We start from the raw sequence: 23,556 nt of genomic DNA, 5'->3' as shown, positions 1-23,556 counted from the left end.
AGGGGTCAGCAGAGGTGTTCCCCACGCCCGTGGGGATGAACCGCACTTTGTCACGGCGGGTACGCTCTATCGCGTGTGTTCCCCACGCCCGTGGGGATGAACCGGGCTGTCAGGCGACACCGTAAATTGACCCCCTAGCGACACGAGGAACTGACCCCCTCGTTCGCAAGGAGGCCACTGTTGGAAACGAAGCGCAGCGAGGTGAATCCTGTACGCCGTCTGGTTTGCGGAGTGCAGGAGATGTTGGAGCCGGAGGCGGTCACGACGATCGTTCGGTTGGGGCAGTCGGGGTGGGGCGCGAAGCGGATCGCCAGGACGTTGGGCATCGCGCGCAACACGGTGCGGCGGTATCTGAACGCGGGCGGGCCGGTGCCCTACCGGCAGCCGCAGCGCGACAGCGTGCTGGGCGGTCATGAGGCGTGGCTGCGGGAGCGTTTCCTGCAGCACCGGGGCAACTGCGACGTGGTGCGCCAGCAGTTGAGCAAGGAGCTCGGGATCGACACGAGCCTGCGCACGGTCGAGCGCGCGTGCCGAGGGTTCCGTCAGGAGCTTGAAGCGAGCCGCCGTGCGACGATCCGCTTCGAGACCGCGCAGGGCGAGCAGATGCAGATCGACTTCGGCCAGACCCGGGTGCTGATCGGTGGCGAGCCGGTGCGGGTGTTCCTGTTCGTGGCGACGCTGGGCTACTCGCGCCGGGGATTTGCGTGCGCGTTCCGGCACGAGCGCCAGAGCGCATGGTTCGCCGGGATCGAGGCGGCGTTTGCGCATTTCGGCGGACGGCCGCAGACGCTGCTCATCGACAACGCCAAGGCGCTGGTCGACAAGCACGACACACAGACGCGCCAGGTTCGGCTCAACAGCCGCTTCGAGGCGTTCTGCCGGCACTGGGACATCGCTGCCCGGGCATGCGCGCCGTTTCGCGCCCGCACCAAGGGCAAGACCGAGAACGGCGTGGGCTACGTGAAGAAGAACGCCATCGCCGGTCACGCCTTCGAGAGCTGGGCCGCGATGGAGGCGCACCTGGCGCGCTGGCAGCGCGAGGTGGCCGATCTGCGCATCCACGGCACGACAGGTGTCACGCCCGCTGAGCGCTTCGAGTTGGAGCGAGCGCACCTGCGCCCGATTGCCGGAGTCGCCCCCTTCCTGCAGGTGCGTGAGCTCGTGCGCCGGGTCAATGCCGAGGGCTGCATCGAGCTCGACACCAACGCCTACAGCGTGCCGTGGCGCTTGATCGGCGAGACGGTGACAGTCATCGTCAGCGCCGACACCGTCGTAGTCGAGTACGCCGGCGAGGAAGTGGCTCGCCATGCGGAGCTCTCGGGCAGTCGGGGGCGCAGCATCGAGCGCAGCCATCTGCTGGGTGGATCGCCGCCGCCGGCCGAGATCGAGGCGCCGCCGCCCACCGATGCGTTGCTGCGCCCGTTGGCCGAGTACGAAGCGCTCGTCGGAGGAGGCTGGTGATGCTCGAACCCGAACGACTCGACGAATTGCTCACCCGGTTGCGGCTCACGGCGATCCGCGACCAGCTCGATAGCCTGCTCGACGAAGCCAGCCGGGCGCAGATGACGCTGCGCGAAGCGCTGCTGTTCCTGGCCGAGCGCGAGGTCGCCCGGCGCGACACGCGGCGCATCCAGATGGGCATGAAGCTCGCCCGCTTCCCGTGCATACGCACGCTCGAAGGCTTCGACTTCGACGCACAGCCCTCGATCGATCCGGGGCAGATCCGGGATCTGTCCACCGGGCGCTGGATCGGCCACGGTCAGGCCTTGTTGCTGCTCGGCCCGCCGGGCGTGGGTAAGACGCACCTGGCGGTCGCACTGGGGCGCGAAGCGGTGGATCGCGGCTATACGGTGCTCTTCACCTCGGCGGCGGCGCTGATGGCCGGGCTGACGAAGGCGCACGCCGATGGCCGGCTCGAGGAGAAGCTGTTGCAGCTCTCGAAGCCCAAGCTGTTGATCATCGATGAACTGGGCTACCTGCCGCTCGAACCGGCGGCCGCGCACCTGTTCTTCCAACTCGTGTCGCGGCGCTACGAGCGGGCCAGCATGTTGATCACCAGCAACCGGCCGGTTGGCGAGTGGGGGCAGGTGTTCGGCGACGCCGTTGCCGCAACCGCTATCCTCGATCGGCTGCTGCACCACAGCCAGGTCATCACGATCCGGGGTGACAGTTACCGGCTGCGCGACAAGCGCCGCAGCGGCCTTCTGCAGAAGGCCGCTGCCCCCACCCCGATCACGTCGGAGAGTTGATTAACCCAGGGGGTCAATTCCAGATGTCGTCAGGGGGTCAAATCTTCGTGTCGCTTGACAGTGGATTGTGCAATCCAGAACTGACAGGGTGCGTTGGTTGTGGATTGCGCAATCCAGGACTCCACTGTTTGTTGCAGGTAAGCCATGAGACGACATACCGCTGACCCTCTTGATGACACGATCGGGGGGGCCTCCCCCAGAAGACCACAGCCGCAACCCTGGAAGCGGATGGGCTGGAAAGACGGGCTGATCTACCTGCTTGAGACCAAAGGCCGGGCGACGAGTCCGCGTAAGGGTCGCCACAAGCCGGTGAGCATGAAGACGATCGAGAAGCGGGAGATTGATCTCTTCGCTGCATTCGGTCAGTTGCAGCAGATGGGCTTTCACCTGAGAACCCTGGATAACTTCAAGAAGAAGCACGTGGAGGCCTTGGCCCGGAAGTGGGAGGCGGATGGCTTGTCCGCTTCGACCATCCAGAACCGGATTTCAGTGCTGCGAACGCTGGCCGAGTGGCTGGGCAAGACCGGAATGATCGGACGATCGACGGAGTTCGTTGCGGACCCCAAGAGCGTCACCCGCACGGCTGCGGCGACCTATGACCACTCGTGGACGGCTGCGGGGGTGGATGTCGAGGCGGTGATGCGGATGGTGTCCGCAACTGACAAGTACGTGGGTATGCAGCTTCGCCTTTGCTTGGCGTTCGCGCTGCGCCGTGAAGAAGCGGTGATGTTCAAGCCGTATCGGGCGGACAAGGGGGCGTACATCGAAGTCGTCGACGGCACAAAAGGTGGCCGGCCCCGTGTTGTCATGATCAGAACTGAGGCGCAACGCCGATTGTTGGAAGAGGCCAAGGCGTTCGTGAAAGGGGTGAATGGACACGTAGGGAGTCCCAGTCGCGACTTGAAATCGTCGATCCGGCGATTCGTGTATGTGCTTTCAAAGTGCGGTGTGACAAAGGCCGGACTGGGCGTTACGGCGCACGGGCTGCGGCACGAGACCTTGTGCAATCTCTTCGAGGAGCTGGCAGGAGTTCCGGCCCCGATTCGTGTCGCCAATCCCCGTGAGGTGCTTGCGCAGGCCGATCCGGACAAGGTTGAGCTTGCGCGTGCGGCGGTGGCGGAGATGGCTGGCCATGCACGGGTCTCGATCAGTTCGTCCTATCTGGGTGGGCTACTTGGTCGTGAGCGCGAGCCGAGCCCGGCCGAGAAGCGGCACATGGCGAAGTGGACAAGGTTCATTGAGCTGCATAGCCGAACCCTGCTGACCGAATCGGAGAAGCTGGAAAAGGCGCGCTTGAGGAAGATCCTGCGACTTGAGGAAGATCCTGCGACTTGAGGACCTCAAGGGCGATGCTCCGGATGTCGAGGCGGCAGCTACGTCGGCAGAGTCGGACGAGGCGCATCTGGCGGCGGGAGGTGCGTGATGGGTGTCATCGACGGACGGCAAGTGCGTTTCCGGAAACGCCCCATGAACGCCTTCCCTCCCCTCTGTCTGGCTAGGCCTACCTGTGATGGGGTGCGGCGATGAGCGCGTTCCTGTTCGAGGCGGATCTGCGTGCCCACCTGGAGGCGTTACCGGAGATCGACGGGTTCGTGATCGGGGAGTGGCTATGCACCTTGTCCCATGAGGCGCTTGGAGAGCTGATCGATCGGCTGGAAGTGATGCTGTCCGACGAGGACGCGGAGCTTGAGAACGAGCTGGTGCTCGATCTGCTGCTGGCGACGAACCTTGGGTATGCGGCCGAGTGCGGTGGGCGCACCTTGTTGGGTCTGGATGAGATCGAGGCGGCGATGTTGGGTCTGGAGCATGCGGCGCACCTTGTCGCAGTCGAACGGGCTGGTCTCATCGAGGTGGTGGGGATGGCGTCCATGACCGACGAGGAGCATCCGTGTCTATCGCTGACACAGCGCGGTGTGGAGCACCTGGTGGTGCGGCGCTGGATGTCGGGCGAGGACATCGGCGGCACGGATACGGATCGCGTCCTGAATTGACGCAGGGCGTTGAGGGGCGACCGGGACCAGGCAAGCGGCCCCGGTTGGCACCAAGCCCTGTCACCCCTCTGTCTGGCTAGGAAATCACAACGGTAGGACTTGAAGGAACGCGACTTGCCGGTACGGTGGGTCGAGCACGAATCGGTTTTTCACACAGGAGAGCGAACGAGATGTTTTTCAAGAATGCGCAGGTGTACCGGCTGGCGAAGGACTGGGGCATGACGGCAGAGGACTTGGAGGCGCAGTTGGCCAAGAAAGCCTTTCAGCCGTGCGGCAGCCAGGACATGGAAAGCCGCGGCTGGGTGTCGCCCAACAAGACGGAGTCGCTGGTGGCGGCGGTGGGCGGTCAGTGGCTGGTCGCGCTGGGGTTCGAGAGCCGGATCCTGCCCGGTGCGGTGGTCAAGCAGGAGGCCGAGGAGCGTGCTCAGCTGATCGCCGAGCAGCAGGGGTTCAAGCCGGGCAAGAAGCAGATGAAGGAGATAAAGGAGGCCGTGCTCCAGGAGTTGCTGCCGCGCGCCTTCACCAAACGCTCGACGATGTATGCGTGGATCGACCCGGTGGGCGGCTGGCTGGTCGTGGATGCGTCGTCGCAGTCCCGTGCGGAAGATGTACTGGAGACGCTGCGTCACACGCTCGACAGCTTCCCGCTGACGCTACTGCGCACTGAGCGCTCCCCGGTGTCGGCGATGGCCGACTGGCTGGCGGCCGGCGAAGCGCCCGAGGGCTTCACGCTCGATTCGGACTTCTCCCTGAAGTCCGTTTCGGAGGACAAGGCCGAGGCGAGCTTCAAGCGTCACGGGCTGGAGTCGGCGCACGTGAAGGATCACCTGGAGGCGGGCAAGTTGCCCACGCGGCTTGCGATGACCTTCGACGACCGTGTGTCGTTCGTACTCACGGACAAGGGCGAGGTGAAGCGCATCGATCTGCTCGACGTCGCCAAGGAATCGCTCGAGGGCAAGGACGAGGATGCCGAGGCCCTGTTCCAGGCCGAGTTCGCGCTGATGGCGGGCGAGCTGAGCCGCCTGTTCGAGGCGCTGGTGAGTGCCATGGGTGGTGAGCTCGACCAGCAGGCGAAGCCGAGCGGCGAGATCATCATCGAGATCAAAGAGGCGGCCTGACGCACACGGGCGCCGGCCTACCAGTCCGTCGGCGCCACCGAAGCAGGTTGAGACGAAGCGCGGCGCGTCCGCGCTTTGTTGTTTCTGGGCCCGGCGCACGAATTATCCAGATCAGGATAAAAGGCCATAAATCGGGATCGACACGCTCGTGCCTTGAAGTCGCGGCCTCTTCCGGTAGGTTGAATCGCATCGGTGGGCCGATGGTGCCTGCCCCTGAGATCGTCAGCCTTCAACCCGGATCCGTACAGAATCGTGAGCACTCCAACCCAGCACAACACCCGGCGCGGGCGTGGCGCCGAGGTCGCTTCTCACCGCCCCGCCGTGTCCTGTCCGTACTGCAACGCGCCGGCTGAGTTGGTTCGCGGTGACGTGATCTACCGTGATCGTCCGGAACTGCACGCCAAGCGCTTCTGGCGTTGCGCCCCGTGCGGTGCCCATGTCGGTTGCCACGCGCCGAACCGTCGGTTCGGGTACGACGGCACCCAGCCGCTCGGTCGCCTGGCCAACGCCTCGCTGCGAAAGGCCAAGGCGCGGGCGCATGCCATGTTCGATCCGTTCTGGCAGTCCGGGCGGATGAGCCGGGCGAGCGCCTACGCCTGGCTGGCAGGGCAGCTTGGGATCGATGTCGAGGCCTGCCACATCGGCGAGTTCGATGAAGCGATGTGCAGCCGGGTCGAGGAGATCTGCAAGCGCTGGATGTTCGGCGCCGGTCCGGGCTGAACGGCAGGCTGAAGCCCGGATTGGTGCTGCATCACGGTGCGCCCACGCGTTTCCGGAAACACGGCATCGAAGTCAGGCGCGACACGAGACAGCCGGCCTATCCGCCCGCCTGACGCAACTGCGTTCCGCTTTCGAGGATCTTGAGGAACTCAGCGTAGGCGAACACGCGCCCGCGCCGCTTCCCTGTGATTTCTCCCACGACTCCGAGGGCCTCGAGCGCATCGAAGGCTTTGTTGACCGTGGGGGCGCTGAGTCCAGTCCTTTCCTGTGCCTGCGCGGCATTGAGGAACGGGTGTGTCTGGAGCAGCTCGTGGATGCGGAGCATTGAGTTGGTCTGCTCACCGCATGCGGCGATTCGCTCCCGGTCGGCGCGAAACAGCGCGACGATGCGCATCGCGCTTTCGTACGCGTTGTTGGCCGTCTCGGCGACCCCGGTGAGGAAGAACTCCGTCCAGGTTTCCCAGTCCCCGCGGAGCCGGACCTCCTGCAGGAGGCGGTAATAGTCCTCCCGGTGGGTCTTCAGGTAGAGGCTGAGGTACAGGAGCGGCTCATGGAGAACCTTCTTCTCCACCAGGAACAGGGCGATCAGCAGGCGGCCGAGGCGCCCGTTTCCGTCCAGGAACGGGTGGATCGACTCGAACTGGACGTGCAGATAACCGGCCTTGATGAGCGGCGGGATTGCCGCAGAATCGTCGTGCAGGAAGCGCTCGAGGTCACTGAGACACGCTTCCATCTCGGTGACCGGCGGAGGCACGTAATGGGCGTTTCCCGGTCGGGTGCCGCCGATCCAGTTCTGCGAGCGGCGGAACTCGCCGGGATTCTTGGCTTCCCCTCGGCCACGCTGCAACAGGCGGGCGTGCATGTCCCGAAGCAGGCGCAGGCAGAGCGGAAGACCAGTCGGATCCCGAATGACCTGGAGCCCATACATCATCGCGTCCACGTAGTTCGAGACCTCGGTGACGTCGTCGAGCGGCTTCCCGGCGAGCGCGGCGTTCTCGAACTGCAGGAGATCGTCGAGCGTCGACTGCGTCCCTTCGATCTGGGATGACAGGACCGCTTCCTTGCGGACGTACATGTACAGGAATAGCGCCTTGTCCGGGAGCAGCATCGCCACCCCATCGAGGCGACCGATGGCCCTGTCAGCCTCGCTCAGGCGCTGAAGAAGGATCGGTGACAGCACGAGGGGCGGATTGGGGGGCAACGGCGGTGGCACGTAGGCGTTCACGGCCTCATCGAAGGCCACGGTCGTCACGTAGCGCCCGATCCTTGAGGTCACGTCCTGTTGCGTTGGGCTGTCGGTCATGGGAGTCCTTAGTTAAGCCCGCTTTACTTAACCGGGCCGCTAATTAAGTTTAAGCCTATTTTTTTAATTAGCGATGAAGCTCCCACTTCCAGCCGGGCCGAACCGATCTTCAGGCGCCGGATGTTCGATGCGGGCCCGCGTTGATTTCGCAGGTCACAAAACCCCCGTTTTGAGCTGTTTTACGGGGCAAGGCCGACTGGCGCATCCCGGTATAACGGTCTGATCTCAAACGCCGCCCCAGATTGGGGGTTCCGGAGCGCCCTATGTCTGAGCTATCGCCGGCCATGCTTTCGCGCCTTGCGCTGAAGATGCCCGCCGAGTTCGATGCGCGTCAGCGCACGATCTGGATCTACATCGAGCGAACCACGGGCCGCTTCGTGAAGGTGGTCCTACCGCAGATGCGGGTCGTCAACGCCGGGACGCTGCAGCGCATCCACCGGCGGGCGGGCGGACAGGCACGCTACCTGTGGCTTGAGAAGTACGGCACCCCGTTTCCGGAAACGGGTGTCGACGGCGACTGGTCCGAGTTCGTGCTTGCCGACGAGATTCCGCACGAGGGGCCGACGCGGCTCACCGAGGCCGAGTGGGCGCATGTTCAGCGCGCCTCCCGCCAGGCCGCCCTCACCGTGGACATCCTGTGGTTGTTGGTCGAAGGCCTCGGTTGGCGTCCTGGTCAGCCGGTGTCCGACGACGATCGCGGCTGGTTGTCCGTGTGGGCCGAGGAGGAAGAGTCCCCGGGCGTAATGGAGAGCGTGCGCGAGCTGCTGTGCCTGCCGCGCCGCTATGACTGGACCCCGATAGCCGTCATCCGTGCCTATACCACTCGACCCCGCTCGACCTGGCGCGCGATTGCTGCAGCTTGAGCGAGACACAAACCCTTGTAGCAGTTTCCCAACCACATCGAAGGAGTTGAGCACATGAAGATACAGAACATCATCCCGGCAACGGACTGGTTCTACGTCACCGAGGCGGTGCGTGCTGGCACGAAGGAAATCATCGTCTGGCGGATCGCCGTCTGGGCCCAGACTAGCGACGATCGTACGAAAAGTTCTCGTGTTACCGGCTTGGTATCGTTCTCAAGCCCAACCGACGACAAGAACCCGGGTAGCGAGTCAGCTTTGAAGCCACTCCCGCCGCTACCCGGAACGTACAAGCACCTTAGCGAGCTCAATAAGGCGGAGCTTGAAGCCTTGGCCGCCAACGGCGTCAAGAACATCCCACTTTAGCCGCCCCCGCCGCAGGCGCCAGGGTCCTTGAGTTGTCAGAGGATCTCTGGCGCCGGCCCCTCTCAACACTAGCATTCAAGCGAAAACACGCTCATTCATTTATCATTATCGGACGCGTTCAAGCACATCGCCAGCTCGCCCCGTCGCTGCATGTCCGATCCTGACATCCTTCCTCAATCTGAGAACCAAACATCATGCTCGACGCGCTCAACGTTATCTTCATTGCAGCCAACATCGCCGCCCAGACCTTGAATGTCGTGGCCAACGCCGATGAGGACATCCTCATCCAGAAGGACGTGAAGGTCTATGCGGTCTCCATGACCGAGCAGGCCCCGATGTGGTCGAAGAAGTGCAAGTACGAAGGGGTGATGGTCGAGTACGCCCGTGACTGGGAGGAGGAGCAGCTCTCGACCGGCACCATCCTGCCGGCCGAGCCGGACAAGCCCATCGGCTTCGCGCTGATCCTCACCAAGGAGCGCTGCCCCGAGAAGGAGGAGCGAGCGATATTCAACATCGGCAGCTCGCCCTCGTCGCCGTTCTTTGGCCGAAAGTATGTGATTCGTGAAGGCAACGCGGTGGATACGCGGGATTTCCTGAGTCAAAAGGAAGAAGACCGGCCGAAGTGGACGCCCCAGGTGTTGCGCACGATCGAGGCCGAGGCACCAAAGAACCCTGCAGCGCAGCACTTCCTCGACGAGATTCGATCACGCACTGCGGCCGCCGATGCGATCACGCCGCAGCAAATCGAGATCAAGGCGGAAGAGGCCCAACCCGCAGACACTATGCCGACGCAAGAACCACAGCCAGACCCGACGCAGGCTGGCAACGAGCAGGCTGATCCCGGCTCGATAAACTGAACGAGACACCCCAGTGACCAGACACCACGCCCCCTTTGATGCGGCGCTCATCCAGGCCGTCAATGAGCATCAGTTCGGCTTTGGTGACGAACAGGCCTTACGGGCCCGTTGTCCGAACTGCACGATGGGCGTGGAGCGACCTCTGTTCGATGACCCGGGCTTGCTTGTGGCCCACACTGACGGGCTGCGTTGTCTTGGGTGCGATCACCACGACTCGGCGCCCAAGCTTCCACCGTCCGTGACGGACGTCGACGGTCGCGCCCGTTGGGCGAAGATTCTTTTTCCCAACCGGAAGGCGTTGATCGACCCCCTGATTGGGGCGCTCCTGAAGCATCCTGCCCTTGAGAGCCAGCCTTACGGCCAAGCGCTCGAATCCGATGATCCGAGAATCGGTGCGCTGAGTTCTGCGCTGCGCAGTCTGCGCCGCTACGCGCTGCTGTGCGAAGGCGTCGAGACGCGACCAGGGCGCACGTTCGAGATCACGAGCGACTGGGCGTCCGTGCGGGACTGCTGCCCGCCCCCTGGCTGGCTCTACGATAAGCTGTACCACCTTCATGGGGTCAAAGATCCGCGCCATCCTGCGTACGGCGTGGACTGGCACATCGTGCGTATGAGCACAGAGCAGCAGATGGCGGGTGCGGGCCAGTGCCAGGACGGGTTCGGGCGGGCGCACTACTGGCGATACGTGTTCTGAACTGAACCGTGTTGGCGATCTGTTGCAGTCCTTGGTATGCACACCAGTTGAACCTTCGCGGTCCTGTGCAAGACTCAGTGACACCTGCCCCAACTGGAATACCCCCTATGCTTTGCGATTTAGTGACCGCCAGCCCGCAGACGAACGTCGTGCGCCTGGTGGCTGAGAACAGATCCAAGTCCGATGCCAACGCGGTCGTCTCGGTGAGTGCTTGTGCTGCTCTCGATACTCATAGCGATTGCTCGACGGCTGCAACCTTGCCAAGGAGGCAGGTGAAGGGGTCGCAGCGCGAGGTCGCACCGAGCCGCAAGCCGGCCGGGCGGCGTCAGACTGGCAATCCGCTGCTGGCGATGGCGCTTGGGATGGCCGCGCCGCACCCGCGTTCGCCGCTCGCCCCGGTGCGCCAGATCCGGCAGCTGCACGATCAAGACGAACCCGAGGATGCGCCCATCCTGCGGCCGAGCCCGCGGCGTGACCAGATCCTCAAGCTGCTCCAGGGTCGGTCCTACAGCGTCAATGAGATCGCGGAGCACCTGCAGATCAGCGTCAAGTCCGCCAACGAGCATCTGCGCATCCTGCTCACCGCCGAGAAGGTGGAACGGACAAAGGAGCGCGATCGCAGCGGACGGGTGTGCATGGTGTATCGGGCAACGGCGTAAGGCGCAAACGTCACCTCGGGAACGCGCGGCACCCACTATCAGCAGGAACATGGCGTCTCACACACCATGTCCAATTCAGCGCCCATACCTGCATCCGCAGGCCCATGATGCTTTCACGCACACGCCTTTGAGCCAGGCACCCTCTCTGACGCTTCTGTTTGGTGTGAGAATCGAACCCGAGTGGGCGCCTGATCCGCGTGCCGCCCCCGTCGCGTGATTGCACCTCTTAGCACCTTTGACAAATTTCGTGTCGGCGAACGCCCTTATGGGTGAGGCGACGACCACACCAAACCAGCCTTGGATCACCCCCTATGACGCTCTCGCGAACAAAGAAAAACCTTCTCGACACACTCAAGGACAAGGAGAACAAGGTCATCGCCCTCTCCGGGAAATGGTGCTGGTGCATTCGGATCAGGGTAGCCAGTTCAGCAGCCACCACTGGCAAGACTTCCTGAAGTCGCACCGACTGGTGCCGAGCATGAGCCGGCGTGGAAACTGCCACGATAACGCGGTAGCGGAAAGCTTCTTCCAACTGCTCAAGCGCGAGCGGATCAAGCGAAAGATCTACACGAATCGGGCGCAGGCTCGCTCCGATGTGTTCGATTACATCGAGCTCTTCTACAACCCACGGCGACGCCACGGTTTCACCAACCAGCTCTCGCCGGTAGAGTTCGAGCGGCAGTATTTTTTGAAGAACGGGACCGTCTAGGAAACCCGGGGCGATTCAGCATAGGTTGCAAGTAACTCCTCCAGCTTTTCAAGAAAACTGGCCCGCACGGCAGGATCCTCGATGGTGATTCTCACTTTAACGCTGCTGCCTCGCACCTCATAAAAGCCGTTTCTGAATTTAACTTTCTTAGAAGGGCTTTTCCGCTTGTCTTCCTTGGCCTCAATCAAGGCTTGAACCTGCCCAACAAGCCACGAGAACCTACGCTCTTTCTCGCAGTACCTAGCTGCAAGCTTTACCGCCTGCTTTACCCCAACACAACGCACAACCTTGCTAATCTGATGCACTGCAATCGCATCAAACCTCCGCGGGTCGCGCCGAACAACCTCCATCACATCTGCCGGAAGCTGCGCAAACGATCTGTAGTAGATCATCTGCGAACTCGAAAGATACGCATATTTTTTGATTTGAGTTTCTGTAGCCCCTCGTTGAGTCAGCTTCTCGTAGAACATTGCCCGGTCAAGCTCACAATATTGATTAGCCACTTCGTTCTGCTCGTAGCCAAACCAGGCAGCTTCTTTCATGGACATGCCTTCGTGGACCTCAGCCAACAACTTGTTCATCACCCTATAGTCCCGGCACGCCTGAACTCGAATCCAACCATCCACAATGATGAAGCGGTCAGGCTTGTTTGGGTTCGGGATGACGTGGATAGGATCTCGCTGCCCTTGGATAAGTAGCGCTGTAGCCCGATCCCGGATCATTCTCGGCGTATAAATCTCCCGAGACGAGAATGGGTTTGCGTCTATCAAGTCAATGGAAAGCATACACGTGCGTCGAGACTTCCCTGGCACGATTGCCGCCAGCGATTTAGTTTCGTGGCCTTGGTGCATTGACTCTTGTGCGCCCTCCGGTCGCTTCTCAGAACTCCCGAAATCGTCACTGTTGGAAAAGACGGGCACTTTTGGGGCTAGTTTGCGCATCTTCACGCGGCTACTCTCCGGCTGATTGCATTCCGCTTCATGAGCTCGGCGAGCACACGTTACACGGTACACGTTGGGGACATGAATAGGTGGCAAACCCAAGAAGCGGCATCGAAGATGGTTGATACACAAAAAAACTTAGAATCTCGACCTCTCGCAGGACCGCTTACACAGAAAAAAGCTGATTTCCTGCTTCACCAACTCTGCAACTACTATCGCTCGCTTTGCGCCTATCGCCCCCCCCTCTCGACTATGGCCCGAGCGATCACAAACAAAGAACGAGAGCTCCATCATGATGATTCACCCCTTCGGCTGCGGCGGCGCAGTTGCTGTACAGTGAGCCCAGCCCGACGTGCCTCCTCCCTCTCCGCTACGGTCGGACGCCCTCGCCTCTTGGGCACCGACAGTTCGACTGGGGTCCGGCGACACTGAGCCAGCCAAGCCCTAAGCTCGGCCGGGTCATACCTAATTGCCCTACCAAGCTGTACATATGGGACGCCTACGAGCCGCCTAGATCGGTCGTTCCGCAGCGTATGAACAGAAAGATTTAACCACTGTGCAGCCTCCGATTCAGTTAGAAGAGGCTCAAATTCCACCGAAAGATCCATCACCGTGTTTCCACAGTGGCAGCGACCTTGTAAAAGAAGCGCGACCTCATAGCGCTAAGTTTGTCATCAGAGGATCTTGCAGATATGCAAAAGCCGCGCCGGCTGCCCGACGGTCCTAGCCGTCGCGGTGCGCAGTTGTGACGCAGTGTAGAGACACGTCGCCATTGCAAATTTTGAGCAGCCCAAGAGGCTCATTTGGAGGCTCGCCAGCCTTACCCGCTCCGGGTACGGCACTACCCCAAAGGGTTGGGGCGCAGCCAGCTGCCCTTGATTTTACTCCGAAAGACTCGCCTGTCCAGTGAAACCTAGGCTAGGAGTCTGCGCGGCAGAAGCCAAGCGTCGGTGAGTTAAGTCCTCCCGGGCGTTTCGGGGCCGGTAGACTGTCGAGATGACGAGCTATCTGCCCTATTGCCCGCAGCAGCAGATGCTGCTGCCCCAGGCGCTGCAGGAGTGGCTACCCGAAGGCCACTTGGCGTACTTCATCAGCGACGCGGTCGACGGGTTGGACCTGAGCGCGTTCCACGCCCGGTATGCCGGTGGCGGACCGCGCAACCAGCCGTTTCATCCGGCCATGATGGTCAAGGTGCTGCTGTATGCGTACGCCACGGGCGTGTTCAGTTCGCGCAAGATCGCGCGCAAGCTGCACGAGGATGTGGCGTTCCGGGTCCTGGCGGCAGACAACTTCCCGGCCCACCGCACGCTGAGCGACTTTCGCGCTGTCCATTTGAAGGAGCTGAGCGAGTTGTTCGTGCAGGTGGTACGACTGGCCCGCGAGATGGGGCTGGTCAAGCTCGGGACGGTGGCCATCGACGGCACCAAGGTCAAGGCAAACGCCAGCCGCCACAAGGCGATGAGTTACGGCCATATGGTGAAGGCGGAGGCCGAGTTGAAACGGCAGATCGAGGCGCTGCTCAATCGGGCCAAGGCCGCCGACGACGCCGAGCGGAACGAGCCCGAGCTGGATGTGCCGGCCGAGATCGCGCGGCGCGAGGCGCGGCTGACGGCGATTGCTGAAGCCCGGGCGCGGCTCGAGCAGCGCCAGCGCGAGGCCGATCAGGCGCGCGGGCGCAGCGACGATGACGACCGTCGCCCGCGCGGCGGTGACGGCAAACCGAAGGGCGGGCGCTACAAGCGCGACTTTGGAGTGCCCGAGGACAAGGCGCAGGAGAACTTCACGGATCCGGACAGCCGCATCATGAAGCGCGCCGGCGGCGGGTTCGATCCGAGCTACAACGCCCAGACGGCGGTCGACGAGACCGCCCACATCATCGTGGCGGCCGAACTGACCAACAACGCCAGCGACGCCGGGCAACTGGCGGGGGTACTGCAGGCCGTGCGCGACAACGTCGAACAACGACCGCGCCAGGCGCTGGCCGACACCGGCTACCGCTCGGAGCAAACGTTCCGGGAACTCGACGGGTGCGGGACCGAACTGGTGGTGGCGCTGGGCCGGGAAGGCAAGCGCCGACTCGGTTTCGACCGCGAACGCAATCCGCACACCGCACAGATGGCCGACAAGCTCGAGAGCGAGGCGGGCAAGAGCGCCTACCGAAAACGGAAATGGATCGCCGAACCGCCCAACGGCTGGATCAAGAACGTGTTGGGATTCCGGCAGTTCAGCCTGCGGGGCCTGGAGCGCGTCAAAGCGGAGTGGAAGCTCGTCTGTATGGCGCTGAACCTGCGCAGGATGAGCACATTGAGGACGGCATGACGGGAAAAGGGGGCAAACCTGTCCCCGTTGCCGTCCGGCATGCGCGCCGCGACGTCGCAAAGCAACTTAACCACGGCCTCAGTCTCTTGCCGCACCTCTCGGTTCGCCAATCGTTCTGCTAAAAAACACGCTCTGGAGTTCTGCCGCGCAGACTCCTAGATCTCGAAGAGGGCACAACCAACCCTGCAACTCGATCAACCCGTTCATTTGCTTCCCGACACCTTTTCTCAGCCCCCCTCGGCTGCTGCCGAAACGGCCTCGCCTGGCCGAGCACCGTGCCCATGATCCGCAATCAGATCGCTGTAGCGCTCCATGATGTTCTCCAATTTCACGCGACCAATAGCAATTTCGGGCTCGCTTGCAGTGAGCTGCCCCACGAATTTCGTCTTCCAACGTAGCCGTCGTACGATCGACGTAACGACAGGAAGAACGACGTGAAGCGCATCCCGAAACAGGAATACACAGCTGAGTTCAAGGAGCAGGCCGTCAAGCGAGCTGACGAGGTCGGCAGCATCGGCCGTGTTGCCGAGGAGCTGGGATTGGTTGAGCAGACGCTGCGCAACTGGGTCAAGGCGGCGAAGGCGGGCAAGCTCAACCCAGCCGGCGCCAAGCAGATCACTGCCGAGCAGATGGAGCCGTCCCGGTTGCGCGCTCAGGTGGCGCGCCTCGAGATGGAAAATGAGACCCTAAAAGAAGCGACGGCATATTTCGCGAAGGAGCTGCTGTGAGATATGCCTGGATCGAGACGCAGCGCAGATCCTTTCCGTTGCCTGTGCTATGCGACGCCTTATCGGTGAGCCCGAGTGGCTTTCGAGCTTGGCGGGGGCAGCGGAACGCCGGACCGCAAGCGCCTCACGGATGCGCAGGCCCTGGTGCTGATCCGGACGGTTCATCAGGAGGACCGGCAGGCATACGGGGCACGACGCATCCGCGCAGAGTTGCGTGGGCGTGGCTACCGGATCGGCTTGCCGCCCATCGAGCGATTGATGCGCAAGAACGGCATCCGGGCACGGCACAAGCGGCGCTACAAGGCGACGACCGACTCCAGGCATCACCTACCGGTGGCAGAGAATGTGCTCGAGCGCCAGTTCGCGCCTGAGGTCCCCAATCGCGTCTGGACGGGCGACATCACCTACATCGCCACCGCCGAGGGCTGGCTGTATCTGGCGGTCGTGATCGACCTGTTCAACCGTGAAGTGATTGGCTGGTCGATCAAATAACGAATGACGACCGACCTGGCGCTCGATGCGCTGTCGATGGCATGATTTCGCCGGCGGCCGGGACCTGGCGTGCTAATTCACTCCGATAGAGGTAGTCAGTACGCCAGCCAGGCTTACCAGGCCCGCCTGGCTGCCTACGGCATGCGCGGTTCGATGTCGCGCAAGGGTAACTGCTGGGACAATGCACCGACTGAGAGCTAATTCAACAGCCTCAAGAATGAGCGAGTGCATGGCATGAGCTACGCAACCCGACACGAGGCCACGAGCGATCTGTTCCAATACATCGCCGTGTTCTACAACCGGAGCCGCCGCCACTCCAGCTTGGGATATCTGTCGCCGACCACGTTCTTGCAGAACTGGATCGAACGGCAGGATCAGCAAGAAATGGCAGCATGAGGACGGCAAGTTGGAAGGCGGAAAATGTAGCGCACCTCAGTGCGTGATGGTTGTCATCGACGGACGGCAAGTGCGTTTCCGGAAACACCTCATGAACGTCTTCCCTCCCCTCTGTCTGGCTAGGCCTGCCTGTGATGGGGTGCGGCGATGAGCGCGGTCCTGTTCGAGGCGCATCTGCGCGCTCATCTGGAGGCGTTACCGGAAATTGACGGGTTCGTAATTGGGGGTGGCTTCACGCCTTGTCCCATGGGGAGCTTGAAGAGTTGATCGAGCGGTTGGAGGTGATGCTGTCCGACGAGGACGCGGAGCTTGAGAACGATCTGGTGCTCGATCTGCTGCTGGCGACGAACCTTGGGCATGCAGCCGAGTGGGGCGGGCACACCCTGTCTGGTCTGGATGAGATCGAGGGGGCAATGCTGGGCCTAGAGCATGCGGCGCACCTTGTCGCGGTCGAACGGGCTGGGCTGCTCGAGGTAGAGGGGCCGGTGTCCATGAGCGAAGAGGAGCGTCCGAGTCTTTCGCTGACACAGCGCGGCGTGGAGCGTCTGGTGGTGCGGCGGCGGATGTCAGACGCGGACATCGGCGGATCGGGTACGGAGCGCGTCCTGAATTGACGCGGGGCGCTGAGGGGCGACCGGGGCCAGGAAGGCGACTCAGGTTAGCGCCTCGCACCTTCACCCCTCTGTCTGACTAGGAAATCTCAAGGGCAGGACTAAGCTCGGCAGGGTCGTACCTAATTGCCCTACCAAGCTGTACATGTGGGACGCCTACGAGCCGCCCAGATCGGTCGTTCCGCAGGGTATGAACAGGAAGATTTAACCACTGTGCAGCCTCCGATTCAGTTAGAAGAGGCTCAAACTCCACACCTAGGCTAGATGACTATACCCCTGCTCACCTCGTTGCCAGTGTCCCTTGGGACACTGGTGGGACAGCAAAAAACTAGACGACGAGGTATAGCAAGATGCAAGCAGGGAAGGCACTACGAAGCGCAGACGAAAAAAAACCGCCTAAGCAGCGGTTTTTTAACGCTTTTCCCTTGTTGGCGGAGACGGAGGGATTCGAACCCTCGATACCGTTTTTGACGGTATGCTCCCTTAGCAGGGGAGTGCCTTCGACCTCTCGGCCACGTCTCCATCAGGAAGGCGCGATAATAGCGAGTTCGCGCAGTCCGGTCAAACAGTATTCACTGGCTTTATCAGACTCTGGTGATCGAACCCGGAGCGACCATTTCCACTTATTCGTCGAAGGCGTGGCCGCCGCGCTCAGGCAAGCCTGGGGCGCCACCGGCGACCACGACTTCGCAGTCGCGGCCCCTCCTTTGCAGGCAGCTCGACTGCCTTCTTGCCAGACGCTCCTGGCCCTGCGATCGCCCCCTTCCGCCCCGCCGCCACGGTACTGAACTATCAGTGCCATTGTCGTATCCAACGACGTGTGGATAAGGCTCGAGATTCTGACGAAGGCGGAGTGTTAGCCCCGCCTTTCACGCCGAACCCAACAAATGCGTCTCATACAACTTCTAACGCAAAAATGCGAAATTTGCCATTGTATGTGGAGCGAATAGTGATTTATACTTTTCGTAGGCTATAACTTTAGTCGTAGAAGCCCGCATATAAAATCGATTCGGAGTCATGCAAAATTCATGCGCTCCACACTCAACCGAGGAACAACAGATGAAAGCCACTGACAGCTTTGACGTTCGCGAAATCCGCCGCAAGCTTGGCCTGAACCAGTCCCAGTTCTGGTCGAAGATCGGCGTCACCCAGAGCGGCGGCTCCCGCTACGAGAGCGGTCGCAACATCCCCCGCCCGGTCCAGGCCCTGCTGCGTCTGGTACACATCGAGCAGATCGACATCAACAAGGTCAAGCGTGATGACGTCGACGTCGCCGAGTACCTGAAGACGACCAACCCGGAGCTCTACAAGACCCTCAAGAAGGAAGCGCGCGCAAAGAAGAAGGACCGCTGAGCGCGATGCCGTCCGGCAATCAGGGGCTGACGCGAACCGTCAGCCCTTTTTTTTCGATCTGGCTGGCAATGGCCTGCAGTTCGTCCGCTGTCAGTGGCGACAGATGCGCGGCCTCGGGCTGCATCGACTGCCGCGCGATGCCGTAGAGCAGCACCCCCTGCAGCTTCGACACGCCGGCCTGCTCCAGCAGCCCCAAGTAGGCGCCGATCTCTGCCTCCGACGGCACGGCCCCGTCCCAGCGGAACATGCAGGTCTGCACCCAGGTGGCACAGAGCGCCGCACAGCGCGCCAGATTGCGCGCCACCGAATCGGGCTCGAGTTGCACGCCGTTGATGCGCGCCATCGCCTCCGGCGTTCCCGCGTCCACCTTGAACCACACTTCCCCGCCCGCCTCGCCGAGCCGCCTTATGCCCGCCTGCACCCGCGCCTGTGCCAACAGGCTGCCGTTGGTGATCAAGCGCACGGGAACGGTCTCGGCCAGCCCGAACTCGGTGCACAGGCGCACCACCAGCTCGACCGCCTCCGGGAAGACCGCGGCGCTGGTCGGTTCGCCGTTCCCGGAGAACGCGACGTCCCTGATCACGCGCGCTTCTTCCGGCACGAAACGCTGCATCCAGTCTCCATGGACCAGATCGGCCAGGAAGCCGCGCAACTCGTCCTCCAGACGAACGAGGTCGATTTCGGGCGCCTTGCCCCGAACGAGCCCGGGCACCTGGCAGTAGGCGCAATGCCAGTTGCAGGCATTGTTCGGATTGAGGTTGATGCCGACCGACACGCCGCCTGCACGCCGCGACAGCACCGGATAGACATAGGTCAGCCCGGCAAGGTCACGGTCGTGGTTGCGGACGCTCAGGCTGCGCGGAGGGGTCTTGGAGGAAGAAGGGGAAATCATCGTCTGCTCAATCACTTGCGGAATATACGGAAAGGCCGGAGCACACGTGCGATGCTATAATCCGCGCCCTTTTCCAGAGGTCAGCCATGCGCATCACCCGCCGTCTCGAATTCGATGCCGGACACCGGATCCCCGATCACGCCAGCCAGTGCCGCCACCTGCACGGCCACCGCTACGCCATCGAGGTGACGCTGTCGGGCGAGATCATCAAGGCCGACGGCCTGCCGGTCAATGGCATGGTGATGGACTTTGCCGACGTCAAGCGCATCGCCAACGAATGCGTGGTCGAGCGCTGGGATCATGCCTTTCTCGTGTATCGCGGCGACACTCAGATCATGAGCCTGCTGTCGGCGATCCCCGATCACAAGACGGTGGTCCTCGACGTCGTGCCCACCGCCGAGAACCTCGCCGCCGAGGCCTTCCGCATCCTTGACCCGGCCTATCGCGACACCTACGGCAATCATCTGCGCCTGGAGCGCGTGCGTCTCTACGAGACGCCGAACTGCTGGGCCGACGCCGTTCGGGCCTGAACACCGTCGCGGGGCGCGATCAGGCGCCCGTATCGCGGCCTCAATCCCGCAGCGAAGGCCATGCCGGCAGCTTCCAGCCGAACACGACCGCCAGCAGGCGCGAACCCGTGGCAGTGCAGATGCCGGCGATCATCGACACATGCGGCGCCGCACCCAGTGCGTGCAGCCCGAGCAGCACGACGCAGCCGACGACGGCGCACAGGGTGTAGGGCCGATGGTCCTGATAGACCTTGGGAATCTCGTTGCACAGCACGTCGCGCGAGACCCCACCAAACACCGCGGTGATCGCGCCCATGAGCACGGACACGAGCGGGGGCATCCCCGCCGCCGATGCAATCGTGGCGCCCGAAATGGCGAACAGACCGAGACCGCAGGCGTCAGCGAACTCCATCGCATTCTCGGTGATGCGATGGCGAACGGTCCTCAGCCACAGGGGTGCGGTCAGCGCCAGCGCCAGCACGATCCACACGTACTCCTGATTCTGGATCCAGAACAAGGGCCGGCGATCGAGCAGGACGTCGCGCACCGTACCGCCGCCGAACGCGCTGACAAAGGCGACCGAAAACACGCCGACGATGTCCATCCGCTTCCTGATCGCCTCGAGGAGCCCGGACATGGCGAACGCGATCGTGCCGCCGACTTCGATCACCAACAGAATCGTTTCGAACTTCATCTATTCAGAACCGGAAAACCAAGCATGCCGCCGCACCTGAGGGCCGCGCGGCAACCGAAAAGCAAATGGCGGCCCCCAGGGCCGCCGCCAGAAAAAACAAAAAACACGCTCCGCACCGCGAAGCGTGCCAATCCTGTCCCCGCCGAGCTTACTTAAGGTAGTGCTGCACCAGCGCCACCCAGTATGCCGCCCCGACAGGCAGGTTGCGATCATCGAAATCGTACATCGGGTGGTGCACCATCGGCGTGTCGCCGTTGCCGATGAAGCAGTAGCTACCCGGCTTGTGCTGCGCATAGTACGCGAAGTCCTCGCTGCCCATGAACGTGGGGCCGGGCATCACCACCTGGTCGTCGCCCAGCAGGGCGCGCGCGACATCGGCACATTCGGCGGTCTGCACGGGATCATTGACAAGCACCGCGCCCGGAGGGCCTTCGACGATTTCGTGACCGACGCCGAACGATGCGGCCTGCGCAGCGGTAATCGCCCGCACCTTGTCGAGCACCAGCTTTCGCGTTTCCGGCGCGCTGCTGCGGATGCTCAGACGCAAGGTGGCGGTCTGGGGAATCACGTTGCCCGCGTCGCCCGCCAGGAAGGCGCCGACCGTCACCACCGCGGAGTCCTTGGCGCCAACGTTGCGCGACACGATCGTCTGCAGCGCCATGACCAGGGAAGCCCCCGCCACCACCGGGTCGATGCTCTTCTCCGGCATCGAGCCGTGACTCCCCTTGCCGGCGAGGACGATCTCCCAGTTGTCTACCGCGGCCATCACCGGCCCGGCGGTGAAATAGAGCTTGCCGCGCTCCAGCGTTGGCATGTTGTGCATGCCGAACACCGCGTCCATCGGGAAACGCTCGAACAGACCGTCCTTGATCATAGCCACGGCGCCGCCCATGATCTCCTCGGCCGGCTGGAAGATCAGATTGACCGTGCCACTGAAGGCACGCGTGCGTGCGAGGTAGTGCGCCGCGCCGAGCAGCATCGCGCTGTGGCCGTCGTGACCGCAGGTGTGGGACTTGCTTGGGATGATGCTCTTGTGGCCGCCTTCGATCATTTCCTGCACGGCCAGCGCGTCGGTGTCGGCCCGCAGACCGATGGACTTCTTGCCGTCGCCGCAGCTCATCCGCGCAACCAGCCCGGTCTTGCCGATGTTCTCGGTCACTTCATAGCCCCAGCCGCGCAGCAGGTCGGCAATGTAGCGGGCGGTGTTGTGTTCCTCGAACGCCACTTCGGGGTGTTGGTGCATGTGGTGCCGCCAGGCCTTCATCTGTTCCTGCTCGGCGGTCAGTGCATTCAAAAGCGTGCTCATGATGACTCCTGATCGAAATCTGAAATCCTGCAAGGTGATACCCGGGCGTCACTGGCTTGGGCGATCGGCCCGGGTAGGCTCTGCGCGCGGCACCGTCGCGAACACGGGGCGCACAGAACGGTGTGTCGTGTGCCGCGTCAGGCTTTCTTGGCGCGGGCCTTCGGCACGGTGAGCATGATCGACAGGATCGCCACCACCACCATGAAGACGTTGAACATCAGGGCGATGATCGCGGCCTCGCGCACCGCCAGGTTGTCCTGACGGCCCTGGAAGGTGGTCACGCCTTCGAGCCAGGCAACACTCTCGGGGTTGGCGCTGAGCGCGGTGAAGATCGCGGCAGAGATCGCCACGCCGAAGGCCGCACCGAGCGACGAGGCCATCTTGTAGATCCCGGAACCCGAGCCCGACTGATCGGCCGGAAGGCTCGACAAGGCGGCGTCGGTGGAAGGGGTGGCGTAGAAGGCCAGGCCCACACCGAACAGGGCGTAGCCGATCATGGCCATGATCTTGTAGTCGCCGACCAGCAGATTGGCCGGGGACAGCAGCACGATCGCGAGACCGGTGATGAGGCAGCCCCAGATCATCGGACGGCGGGCACCGAAGCGCTGCAGCAGCTTCTCGCCGACGCGGATGAAGGCGATGATCGCAATCGCATAGCCGAGCGTGAGCGTGCCGGCTTGCTGGGCGCTCATGTCGCCGCCGAGCTGTACCAGTTGCAGCGAAACCAGCAGGGTGCCGGCGACGCCGTTGAGCAAGAAGTTGGAAATCGTGGCGCCGGTGTAGGTCGGGTTGCGGAACAGCTTGAAATCGACGAAGGGCTGGCCGATCGAGCTCTCGATGCGGAAGAACATCGCACCAAAGACGATCACGGCGGCGATCAGGCCCAGGCTCATCGGGCTGGTCCAGCCCATCTTGTTACCCTGGGTGACGAGGATCTGCAGGGCCACCATGGCGATCATGAAGGTCAGCACGCCCGCCAGGTCGAACTTGTAGCTGCCCCGGGTTTCGGCCTTGCTCTCCGGCGTACCCTTGAGCATCAGCAGACCGATCACGGACACGACGATCGAGGCGAAGAAGATGTAGCGCCAGCCGAAATTCTGCGTGACCAAGCCGCCGAACAGCGAACAGACGCCCGAACCACCCCACGAGCCGATCGACCAGAGACTTACCGCGCGCTGGCGTGCCGGGCCATCCCAGTACGCCTTCACCAGGGCGAGACTGGCAGGCATGATGCATGCGGCGGAGACGCCCTGCAGCGCACGCCCGACTAGCAGGAAGGCGGTCGCCAGACTGCCCTCGGGCGCAATGGCGATCAGCAGCGAGCCGACGATATTGAGGTAGAAGCCGATGCGGACGATCTTCAGCCGGCCGACGCGGTCGGCCAGGCCGCCCATGACCACGATGAAGATGCCGGAGAACAGGGCGGTGATAGCGACCGCAATGTTCATCATGCTGGCATCCAGACCCAGGTCGCGCTGCATGTCCGGCGCAATGTTGAGGGTGGTCTGGGCAAAGAGCCAGAAGGCGATGACGCCCAGAATGATGCCGTAAAGTAATTTGTCAGTACCCTGGTAGGTGGTACTGGAGGCCGTACCCGCAATAGCTGTCATGGCAATCTCCTGAAGGAAGCGGGTTGAACAATGTCTACGCCCTCATCCTAGAGATTCCCCTACAGAAAATAAGGCATTGCGTTTTCCGTGGTGACGACCATCCGGAATCACCCCAGACGGACGTGCGAATCAGTTGAAACCGCGCCCGGAAGGCGATACGTTGCGCCAGCAAGACGCCA

22 protein-coding genes, 1 tRNA gene, 2 pseudogenes and 1 CRISPR repeat array (1 of these 26 cut by a window edge) are annotated in these 23,556 nt (G+C 62.6%); of the genes and pseudogenes, 17 read left to right on the top strand and 8 right to left on the bottom strand.

Going from position 1 to position 23,556, the window contains the following annotated elements; genetic code table 11:
- Positions 1–104: direct repeats of the CRISPR family, unit length 29 nt; unit sequence GTGTTCCCCACGCCCGTGGGGATGAACCG; it reaches 2,673 nt to the left of the window's first position.
- 136 nt (positions 105–240) lie between these two features.
- The 6 genes from istA (at position 241) to C664_RS05190 (ending at position 6,078) form a co-directional block, all read left to right on the top strand.
- Positions 241–1,461, top strand: coding sequence for an IS21 family transposase (gene istA, locus C664_RS05215; protein WP_038011020.1), 1,221 nt, complete (start codon positions 241–243; stop codon positions 1,459–1,461).
- Positions 1,461–2,249, top strand: a complete 789-nt coding sequence (gene istB, locus C664_RS05210; protein WP_004254403.1) for an IS21-like element helper ATPase IstB — start codon at positions 1,461–1,463, stop codon at positions 2,247–2,249. Before istA ends, istB begins: the two co-directional genes overlap by 1 nt.
- A 228-nt stretch (positions 2,250–2,477) precedes the next feature.
- Positions 2,478–3,584: a phage integrase N-terminal domain-containing protein gene (locus C664_RS05205; protein WP_004254400.1), complete on the top strand. Its 1,107-nt coding sequence runs from the start codon at positions 2,478–2,480 to the stop codon at positions 3,582–3,584.
- Between the two features lie 188 nt (positions 3,585–3,772).
- Complete coding sequence (locus C664_RS05200) at positions 3,773–4,240, top strand: hypothetical protein (RefSeq protein WP_004254396.1); 468 nt, start codon at positions 3,773–3,775, stop codon at positions 4,238–4,240.
- Between the two features lie 170 nt (positions 4,241–4,410).
- Positions 4,411–5,358, top strand: coding sequence for a recombination-associated protein RdgC (locus tag C664_RS05195; protein ID WP_004254391.1), 948 nt, complete (start codon positions 4,411–4,413; stop codon positions 5,356–5,358).
- 252 nt (positions 5,359–5,610) lie between these two features.
- Positions 5,611–6,078, top strand: coding sequence for a zinc-finger-containing protein (locus tag C664_RS05190; RefSeq protein WP_157353976.1), 468 nt, complete (start codon positions 5,611–5,613; stop codon positions 6,076–6,078).
- Positions 6,079–6,175: 97 nt separating this feature from the next.
- Here C664_RS05190 and C664_RS05185 read toward each other — a convergent pair whose 3' ends face one another.
- Positions 6,176–7,381, bottom strand: coding sequence for a Fic family protein (locus tag C664_RS05185; protein ID WP_004254386.1), 1,206 nt, complete (start codon positions 7,379–7,381; stop codon positions 6,176–6,178).
- A 263-nt stretch (positions 7,382–7,644) separates the two neighbouring features.
- On the opposite strand from C664_RS05185, the gene C664_RS05180 reads away from it, so the two are divergent.
- From C664_RS05180 to C664_RS05155, 6 genes and pseudogenes are all read left to right on the top strand, one after another.
- On the top strand, positions 7,645–8,244 hold the full coding sequence (locus C664_RS05180) for a hypothetical protein (RefSeq protein WP_004254384.1): 600 nt from the start codon (positions 7,645–7,647) through the stop codon (positions 8,242–8,244).
- 54 nt (positions 8,245–8,298) lie between these two features.
- Complete coding sequence (locus C664_RS05175) at positions 8,299–8,607, top strand: hypothetical protein (RefSeq protein WP_004254369.1); 309 nt, start codon at positions 8,299–8,301, stop codon at positions 8,605–8,607.
- Between the two features lie 194 nt (positions 8,608–8,801).
- Positions 8,802–9,464 carry a hypothetical protein gene (locus C664_RS05170; RefSeq protein ID WP_004254366.1) on the top strand — a complete coding sequence of 221 codons (663 nt, stop codon included), beginning with the start codon at positions 8,802–8,804 and terminating at the stop codon, positions 9,462–9,464.
- A gap of 13 nt (positions 9,465–9,477) precedes the next feature.
- Entirely contained in the window at positions 9,478–10,158 is a 681-nt protein-coding gene (locus C664_RS05165) for a hypothetical protein (protein ID WP_004254362.1), read from the top strand.
- Between the two features lie 272 nt (positions 10,159–10,430).
- Positions 10,431–10,817 (top strand): ArsR/SmtB family transcription factor, encoded by a 387-nt coding sequence (locus C664_RS05160; protein ID WP_004254360.1) that lies wholly within the window; start codon positions 10,431–10,433, stop codon positions 10,815–10,817.
- Between the two features lie 394 nt (positions 10,818–11,211).
- Positions 11,212–11,526 (top strand): annotated as a pseudogene (locus C664_RS05155) (IS3 family transposase); the annotation flags it as partial.
- On the opposite strand, the gene C664_RS05150 reads toward C664_RS05155, so the two are convergent.
- A complete protein-coding gene (locus C664_RS05150; protein WP_232435070.1) occupies positions 11,523–12,467 on the bottom strand; it encodes a ParB/RepB/Spo0J family partition protein in 945 nt (314 codons plus the stop codon). The pseudogene C664_RS05155 and the gene C664_RS05150 overlap by 4 nt on opposite strands.
- A gap of 290 nt (positions 12,468–12,757) precedes the next feature.
- Positions 12,758–13,075: a helix-turn-helix domain-containing protein gene (locus tag C664_RS21235; RefSeq protein WP_083483051.1), complete on the bottom strand. Its 318-nt coding sequence runs from the start codon at positions 13,073–13,075 to the stop codon at positions 12,758–12,760.
- Positions 13,076–13,463: 388 nt separating this feature from the next.
- Here C664_RS21235 and C664_RS05145 point away from each other — a divergent pair, with 388 nt between their 5' ends.
- From C664_RS05145 to C664_RS05130, 3 genes and pseudogenes are all read left to right on the top strand, one after another.
- On the top strand, positions 13,464–14,786 hold the full coding sequence (locus C664_RS05145) for an IS1182 family transposase (RefSeq protein WP_004251208.1): 1,323 nt from the start codon (positions 13,464–13,466) through the stop codon (positions 14,784–14,786).
- Between the two features lie 434 nt (positions 14,787–15,220).
- Positions 15,221–16,402: pseudogene (locus tag C664_RS05135) on the top strand (IS3 family transposase).
- A 263-nt stretch (positions 16,403–16,665) separates the two neighbouring features.
- Complete coding sequence (locus C664_RS05130; protein ID WP_004254339.1) at positions 16,666–17,016, top strand: hypothetical protein; 351 nt, start codon at positions 16,666–16,668, stop codon at positions 17,014–17,016.
- A gap of 426 nt (positions 17,017–17,442) precedes the next feature.
- On the opposite strand, the gene C664_RS05125 is transcribed toward C664_RS05130, so the two are convergent.
- A tRNA-Ser gene (locus tag C664_RS05125) sits at positions 17,443–17,535 on the bottom strand.
- A 537-nt stretch (positions 17,536–18,072) separates the two neighbouring features.
- On the opposite strand from C664_RS05125, the gene C664_RS05120 reads away from it, so the two are divergent.
- Positions 18,073–18,366: a helix-turn-helix domain-containing protein gene (locus C664_RS05120; protein WP_004254336.1), complete on the top strand. Its 294-nt coding sequence runs from the start codon at positions 18,073–18,075 to the stop codon at positions 18,364–18,366.
- Between the two features lie 19 nt (positions 18,367–18,385).
- Here C664_RS05120 and C664_RS05115 read toward each other — a convergent pair whose 3' ends face one another.
- The gene (locus tag C664_RS05115) at positions 18,386–19,258 is read right to left on the bottom strand and encodes a radical SAM protein (RefSeq protein WP_004254332.1); all 873 of its coding nucleotides are present in this window, start codon (positions 19,256–19,258) and stop codon (positions 18,386–18,388) included.
- 86 nt (positions 19,259–19,344) lie between these two features.
- Between C664_RS05115 and queD the strand changes: the two genes are divergently transcribed.
- Positions 19,345–19,788 carry a 6-carboxytetrahydropterin synthase QueD gene (queD, locus tag C664_RS05110; protein ID WP_004254318.1) on the top strand — a complete coding sequence of 148 codons (444 nt, stop codon included), beginning with the start codon at positions 19,345–19,347 and terminating at the stop codon, positions 19,786–19,788.
- 40 nt (positions 19,789–19,828) lie between these two features.
- Here the strand turns inward: queD and C664_RS05105 are convergent, their stop codons facing one another.
- The 3 genes from C664_RS05105 to C664_RS05095 all read right to left on the bottom strand — a co-directional run bounded on the left by C664_RS05105 (position 19,829) and on the right by C664_RS05095 (position 23,377).
- On the bottom strand, positions 19,829–20,461 hold the full coding sequence (locus C664_RS05105) for a trimeric intracellular cation channel family protein (RefSeq protein WP_004254316.1): 633 nt from the start codon (positions 20,459–20,461) through the stop codon (positions 19,829–19,831).
- Between the two features lie 148 nt (positions 20,462–20,609).
- Positions 20,610–21,767 (bottom strand): M20 aminoacylase family protein, encoded by a 1,158-nt coding sequence (locus C664_RS05100; protein WP_004254312.1) that lies wholly within the window; start codon positions 21,765–21,767, stop codon positions 20,610–20,612.
- A 137-nt stretch (positions 21,768–21,904) separates the two neighbouring features.
- Positions 21,905–23,377, bottom strand: a complete 1,473-nt coding sequence (locus tag C664_RS05095) for an MFS transporter (RefSeq protein ID WP_004254309.1) — start codon at positions 23,375–23,377, stop codon at positions 21,905–21,907.
- Positions 23,378–23,556 lie beyond the last annotated feature (179 nt).

This window comes from Thauera sp. 63 (assembly GCF_000310165.2).
In the GTDB taxonomy this organism is placed as follows: Bacteria; Pseudomonadota; Gammaproteobacteria; order Burkholderiales; family Rhodocyclaceae; genus Thauera; species Thauera humireducens.
Note: the sequence above shows the minus strand (reverse complement) of the source record. Positions and strands in the feature narration are given on the sequence as shown.